6 protein-coding genes are annotated in these 5,841 nt (G+C 63.4%); 2 read left to right on the forward strand and 4 right to left on the reverse strand.

The genetic code is table 11. The features are described from left to right. Positions 1 to 214: hypothetical protein (locus DDE13_RS23305; RefSeq protein WP_222626177.1), on the forward strand; the 214-nt coding region annotated here is incomplete at its 5' end. 420 nt (positions 215 to 634) lie between these two features. On the opposite strand, the gene DDE13_RS21545 is transcribed toward DDE13_RS23305, so the two are convergent. From DDE13_RS21545 to DDE13_RS21560, 4 genes are read right to left on the reverse strand one after another with little or no spacing between them, the layout of a single operon-like run. Further along, on the reverse strand, positions 635 to 1,549 hold the full coding sequence (locus DDE13_RS21545; protein WP_111406268.1) for a LysR family transcriptional regulator: 915 nt from the start codon (positions 1,547 to 1,549) through the stop codon (positions 635 to 637). A gap of 10 nt (positions 1,550 to 1,559) precedes the next feature. After that, positions 1,560 to 2,840: a TRAP transporter large permease gene (locus DDE13_RS21550; protein ID WP_111406269.1), complete on the reverse strand. Its 1,281-nt coding sequence runs from the start codon at positions 2,838 to 2,840 to the stop codon at positions 1,560 to 1,562. Next, positions 2,837 to 3,337: a TRAP transporter small permease gene (locus tag DDE13_RS21555; protein ID WP_111406270.1), complete on the reverse strand. Its 501-nt coding sequence runs from the start codon at positions 3,335 to 3,337 to the stop codon at positions 2,837 to 2,839. The genes DDE13_RS21550 and DDE13_RS21555 overlap by 4 nt, the downstream gene beginning before the upstream one ends. A gap of 9 nt (positions 3,338 to 3,346) precedes the next feature. After that, positions 3,347 to 4,345, reverse strand: coding sequence for a DctP family TRAP transporter solute-binding subunit (locus tag DDE13_RS21560; RefSeq protein WP_111406271.1), 999 nt, complete (start codon positions 4,343 to 4,345; stop codon positions 3,347 to 3,349). Positions 4,346 to 4,646: 301 nt separating this feature from the next. Here DDE13_RS21560 and DDE13_RS21565 point away from each other — a divergent pair, with 301 nt between their 5' ends. Continuing rightward, a complete protein-coding gene (locus DDE13_RS21565; RefSeq protein WP_235868808.1) occupies positions 4,647 to 5,471 on the forward strand; it encodes a polysaccharide deacetylase family protein in 825 nt (274 codons plus the stop codon). Positions 5,472 to 5,841 lie beyond the last annotated feature (370 nt).

Consider the following 5,841-nt stretch of genomic DNA (forward strand, 5'->3'; position numbering starts at 1 on the left):
GTCGCATCGCCGTCTCGGCATTGATCAATCTTTGCGAGGCGCTTTCCCGTTGGCACGCATGCGCTGCGCAGCCATCGTGGTTCAGATCCTCTCGCACTACCGCCGCCGGCACTTGAAAGCTGCTGCGTTGGGGGCGCATGTCCGGTCTGATGACGGCGCGGCGCAGCGACGACGTCTCGGCGGCGAAACGCTTCCCGACCCGCAATCCCGATGAGGTCCTTCGCAGGGCAGCTATGACTGAGTATTCGCAGCAAACGGCACGGAGGTTTGCGCTGCTGCCCTTCCAGCGCAAGAAACGCTGCACAATGCACGGATGGTCGGATGGCCGGTTCGGTGACGCCGCAAGGCAGCCCATGACACTTGGCCATGGGTCGGGTCCGGGCCGAGTACGTCGGTCAACTGAGGCCGCCCGCAGACTTACTTGCTGACCGCCGCAAGGCGGCCCCGAGTCCATACTGAATCAGGGCTCTGCAAAGTAAATCCGCACATACTGCGAAGGTTGCAAGTTCTTGGCAGCCCGACGCTGTCGCATGACGTGCAACTTTCCGCTGCAAAGCGGCGCCATGAATGTGGCGTCCTCTGCCCGGCGCCGACTTTCAGAGTTCAACGCAAACATCGGGCCACGAACCCGGGTTCAATCGCTGTCGGACGTGTCGAATATCTCGGAAATCACCCGCCGCAACCATCTCTGTCCGGGCTCCCGCTCGGTTCGCAAATCCCAACACAGGTCGAACGAGAACACGACCTCCGTCAGCGGCAGCGGCGCCGAGAGCAGATGGCCCAGCCGAGGGTCCAGGGACAGGAGCCTGCGCGGCGCAATAGCGATCAAGTCGCTGTTGGCGACGATGTCGGGGATGTCGAACCAACTGGCGACGGTCATGGGCAAGCTCCGCTTCAATCCGCGCGCCGCCAGTGCGTCGTCGATGACCGTGGTGCCGGTGGCGGATTGCGACAACTTCACATGTGGCAGTTCGGCATAGAGCTCGGCTGTCATCGTCTCGCCCGCGCGCGGGTGGCCGGGCCGCATGAGGACAGCAATTTCGTCGGCCAGAAGCCTCTGGCTGCGCACCATCTCGGGTTTCAGTCGGCCTGGCGTCAGGCGGACCTGCATGTCGACCCTGTCCCAGACGCTGTCGGACGATACCGAGAAGGGCAAGATGTCGATGGAGAGACCCGGCGCCTCGGACTGCAACCGCTGCGCAAGGCGCGGCAGCAGAAATCCCGATACGTAATCTGCCACCTGGAGCGTAAAGGTCCGGCGGGCCGTACCGGGCACGAACCGGTGCTGCTGCGAGATGGCGGTCGAGATGAAGCCCAAACCGCGTTCGATGTCGGCGCTCAACTCACGGGCCCTGTCCGTGGGCTGCACGCCATCGGCCGACCTGAAGAACAACTCGTCATTGAGCATGATCCGCAACCGGCCGAGCGCGTGGCTCACGGCCGAGGGCGACAGGCCGATTTCCTCGGCGGCTCCGGCGATGGAACCCCGGTTCATGATCGCGCGGAAGATCACCAGCAGGTTCAAGTCGAAATTGCGCAGGTTCACCATGCGGGGGACCTCACGAAAACCACGCGACGACGCTCAGGGTTACCGGCGGGATGAAGGCGACCATCAGCAGGACCGCAATCATCACGCCCAGCATCGGTACGAGCGGGCGCGCGATCTGCCCGATCCGCAGGCCGCTGATCGCGGCACCCACGAAGATCGTGTAGCCGAAGGGCGGCGTCGCCATTCCGATGGTGAAGTTGATCGCGACCATCGCACCGAACTGCACCGGGTCCATGCCAAGCTGCTCGCCGATGGGCACGAGGAAGGAGGCCAGCACGATCATCGCCGCAAGGTTGTCCATGACGCAGCCAATGGCCAGAAGGGTCGCGTTCAGCATCAGGACGTAGAGCACGGGCCGGTCGGACAGCCCCGCAAGGCTTTCCGTCACCCTGACGGGAATCTGCTCGAACGCCATGATCCAGCCGAAGCCGTTCGCCAGTGCGATGATGAACATCACGATGGTCATGGTCTTCAGCGCGCCGCGCGTGACCGGCCCGATATTGGCGGGTGTCAGTTCCCGATACACGCCGAACCCGAGGATCAGGGCGAAGACAGCCGCCACGATCGCCGCCTCGGTCGGGGTGACGATTCCGCCGTAGATGCCGCCCAGGACAACGATGGGCCCGCAGAGCGCCCATTTCGCGTCGTTGAATGCACGCCAGACCTCGGCTCTGGAGGCCTTCGGCTGCGGTGCGATGCCGTGGCGCCGGGCATGCAACCAGCAAAGCGCCATCAGGCCGAGCGCCAGAAGCAGACCGGGCACGATCCCGGCGAGGAACAGGTCGCTGATCGAGGTTTCCGACATCACGCCCCACACGACCATCGGGATCGACGGCGGCAGCATCGGGCCGATGATACCGCCGGCCACGGCCAACGCGGCTGCGAAAGGTCTGGAATATCCGCGCTTTTCCATCTCGGGGATCATGATGGCACCGATCGCGGCGGTCGTGGCAGGGGCGGACCCCGAAAGTGCGGCGAAGAACGCTGCCGCAAGAACCGCCACCATGCCAAGCCCGCCGGTGCGATGGCGCACGAGGACATCGGCGAAAGCCACGAGGCGGCGGGAAATACCGCCCGCGGTCATCAAGTCACCGGCGAGAATGAAGAATGGGATCGCCAGAAGGCTGAAGGATTGCGTGCCCGACACCATTCGCTGTGCGAAGATCATCATGTCGATGTCCGCGGCCCAGAGCGCCGCGATGGTTGCGAGCCCGATGGACAGCGCCAGCGGCACGCGCAGCACCAGCAGTATCGGCAGTCCGACCGTCAGGACCATCAGGGTCATGTTCATGGCAGGACCACCGTCTCGTTCCGTTCCTGCGGTGCAATGATCAATGCAGCCCCATGCAGGATGAAAAGCGCGCCGCAGACCGGGACGGAGAGGTAGAGAACCTCGATGGGGATCTGCAACGCCGCGGTTTTCTGACCGCCCGTCCGGTCAACATAGGCCAGCCCGGCGGTCAGAATGACCCAGCCGAAGACCCCCGCCAGCGCGGCGACCCAGCGGTCGGCCCACCGCCGCAGTCGGGGCCATCCTTCCGGCACCGTCTCGATCGCGACATGGAATCCCTCGCGCAGGCCGACGGTCGCATAGAGAAGCACCAGCCATGTAAAAAGGATGATCGCCAGTTCTTCGGTCCAACTGGGGGGCGCGCCGAGGAAATACCGCATCAGAACCTGTGTCACGAGCAACCCCAGCATCACGTAGATGATCGCGATGCAAAGGGTGGCCACGAGCCGCGACATCGCGCGGCTCGTGGCAACGATCATGAATGCGACGCGGCGCATGACGCGGACCTATTCGGCCGCGACGGCGTCGAGCGCGGCGTTCAGCAGGTCGCTGCCGATGGTCGGCTCGAACCGTTCATACACCGGGCCGACCCTGGCGCGAAACGCACCGACATCCTCGATATCGTTGATTTCCATGCCCTTGTCCCGGAGCGCCGCAACCACCTCGGCCTCGGCCGCGGCGACCGCTTCGCGCTGCGCAGCGATGGCAGCCTCACCCGCATCCAACACGGCCTGCTGAACGACATCGGGCAGGCCCTCGAAGGTGCGCTCGGCCATCAGCAGGTGGATCGCCGAATAGGTGTGGCGCGTGAAGCTGAGATATCTCGTGACGTCCGCGTAGTTGTTGGAGTTCACGACCGACGCCGGGATCTCCAGCCCGTCGACTGTGCCTTGCTGCATCGCGGTGAACACCTCACCCCATGCCATCGGCACCGGGTTTCCGCCCAGCGACGAGAACATCTCGATGAAGACCGGGTTCTGCATGGTGCGAAATTTCACGCCCGCGACATCCTCGGGCGTGCGCACGGGGCGGGTGTTGTTGATCATGTTGCGAAAGCCACCTTCGGCGGCACCGAGGGAGACGACACCATGCGCGCGAAGATTCTCCGCCAGTTGCTGACCCACGGGGCCATCCAGCACCTCATGGGCTTGCTCGGCACTGCCGAACAGGAACGGCAGATCGACCAGCTGATAGGTGGGTTCGAGATTGGCGACCACGGCATTCGTGATGATGCCCATGTCGATCGTACCGAACTGAAGACCCTCCAGGATTTCCTTGTCGTCGCCCAACTGTCGGTTCGGAAAGAGCGCGACCGCGACGCGATCCGGCATCGCGGCTTCGATCTCGTCCTTGAAGGCGTGTGCCGCGATGGCATAGGGATCCGTCGGGCTGTCGGCTGTGAGCCAGGCAAGCTTAAGTTCGATTTCGGCGGCCGGCGCGGCGCCGGTCAGCGGCACGATGGCGGCCAGCGCGCAGGCCACGCGCTTCGCGAATGTCATGGTCATGGGTCCTCCTCCTCTTGGTCGACCGGGTCGGCCCGGTAATCGCCAGTAGTCAAGGGATACGGGATTCCCCTTATTGCAGGCAGTGCATATTTATCACCCTCACATGCAGGTTGTGCATGTCGCCCCATGAATTCACTGCAGGTGAGGTTGAGTGTAATGAATTTCCGCCAACTGCTGCCAAGCTATAGAACAGCCGTGCCGACGCCAAACAGGGAGATCCGCCATGACTGACAAGGGACACGCCGTCGACACGCGGTCCATGCCTGCGGGATTCTCTTGGCCGGATGGCCGGCGGATCGCGGTGGTCTTCAACGTGGCGCTCGAAATGTGGTCGGACGGCGCGACCTCCGGCGTCGGCCCGATGGGCAACGTGCTCGTGGACGGCGTCTTCGACCCGAACGCGGATTCCTACGGGCGCTACAACGCGGCGTGCGGCGCGCGACGTCTGCTCGGTATTCTCGAACGGCGCGGGATCGCCGGAAGCGTACTGACCTCTGGCAAGGTGGCCGAGCAGCAACCTCAGATGGTGCGCGCAATCGCCGAGGCGGGCCACGACGTCGTCGCACATGCCTATGCGCAGGACCTGCTTGGCCCAACGCTGACCGTCGAGCAGGACGCCGAGTCAATCAATCGCAGCACCACCTTGATCGAGGCTGCGACCGGCAAGCGCCCGGAGGGCTGGGTCAGCCCACGCGTGACATCGTCGATCGACAATCAGCGTCGCCTTGTCCGCGCGGGATACCGCTGGCACGGTGATGCGCTGGATCGCGATTTGCCCTACATTCAGGTCTTCGCCGAGGGCGAGATCCTTGCGATCCCGATGTCGGTGGAATTCAACGACCTGCCGCATGCGATGCGGTTCGGCCGCACACCCGGTCAGTTCGTAAACTTGTTCACCGAGGCGCTCGACGGCATCAAGTCGCAACCCGCCGAGACCATCATTCTGGACGTCTTCGCGCATGGACATTGCTACGGTCGCCCTGCCGCCGCATGGGCGATAGACGAAATCGCGGCCATCTGCGCTGCGGACGCTGCGCTTTGGCCAACGACGCGTGCAAATATCGCGGATCACTGCCTGACGCAGATGACGTCGCAGCCTGACGCCGAATACTCGATGTGCACATAAAGGGTCAGGGTGTTGATTTTCAATGAGAAGTGACCCGGGTTTTCCATCGAGAAGTAACCCGTCTTTGACTATGGATTTCGTGTCAGTTGTGGGTTAAGGGCGGGCGTTACTCCTTCTTTATTCGAGCTGCTTCGGCTGAGCTTGCCTTGAAGCGGAAGCCGTCGCTTCCCGTCTTGGGAGGCTCTGTTGCACAAATCCTGAGAGGGATTCATCTCGTGAATCCAGCGTGGTAGCTGGGATGCACGAGCAGACCCACACCCCCGACCTACAGGACCGGGAACTGGCCAGCCTACAATGAAGCGCTCAAGCGACGGGTCTGGCGCAAGATTCACCTCGGCATTGATGAGGAAACACTGGAGGTCCGGGCTGT

Origin of the sequence: Meridianimarinicoccus zhengii (genome assembly GCF_003254465.1) — a bacterium.
In the GTDB taxonomy this organism is placed as follows: domain Bacteria; phylum Pseudomonadota; class Alphaproteobacteria; order Rhodobacterales; family Rhodobacteraceae; genus Meridianimarinicoccus; species Meridianimarinicoccus zhengii.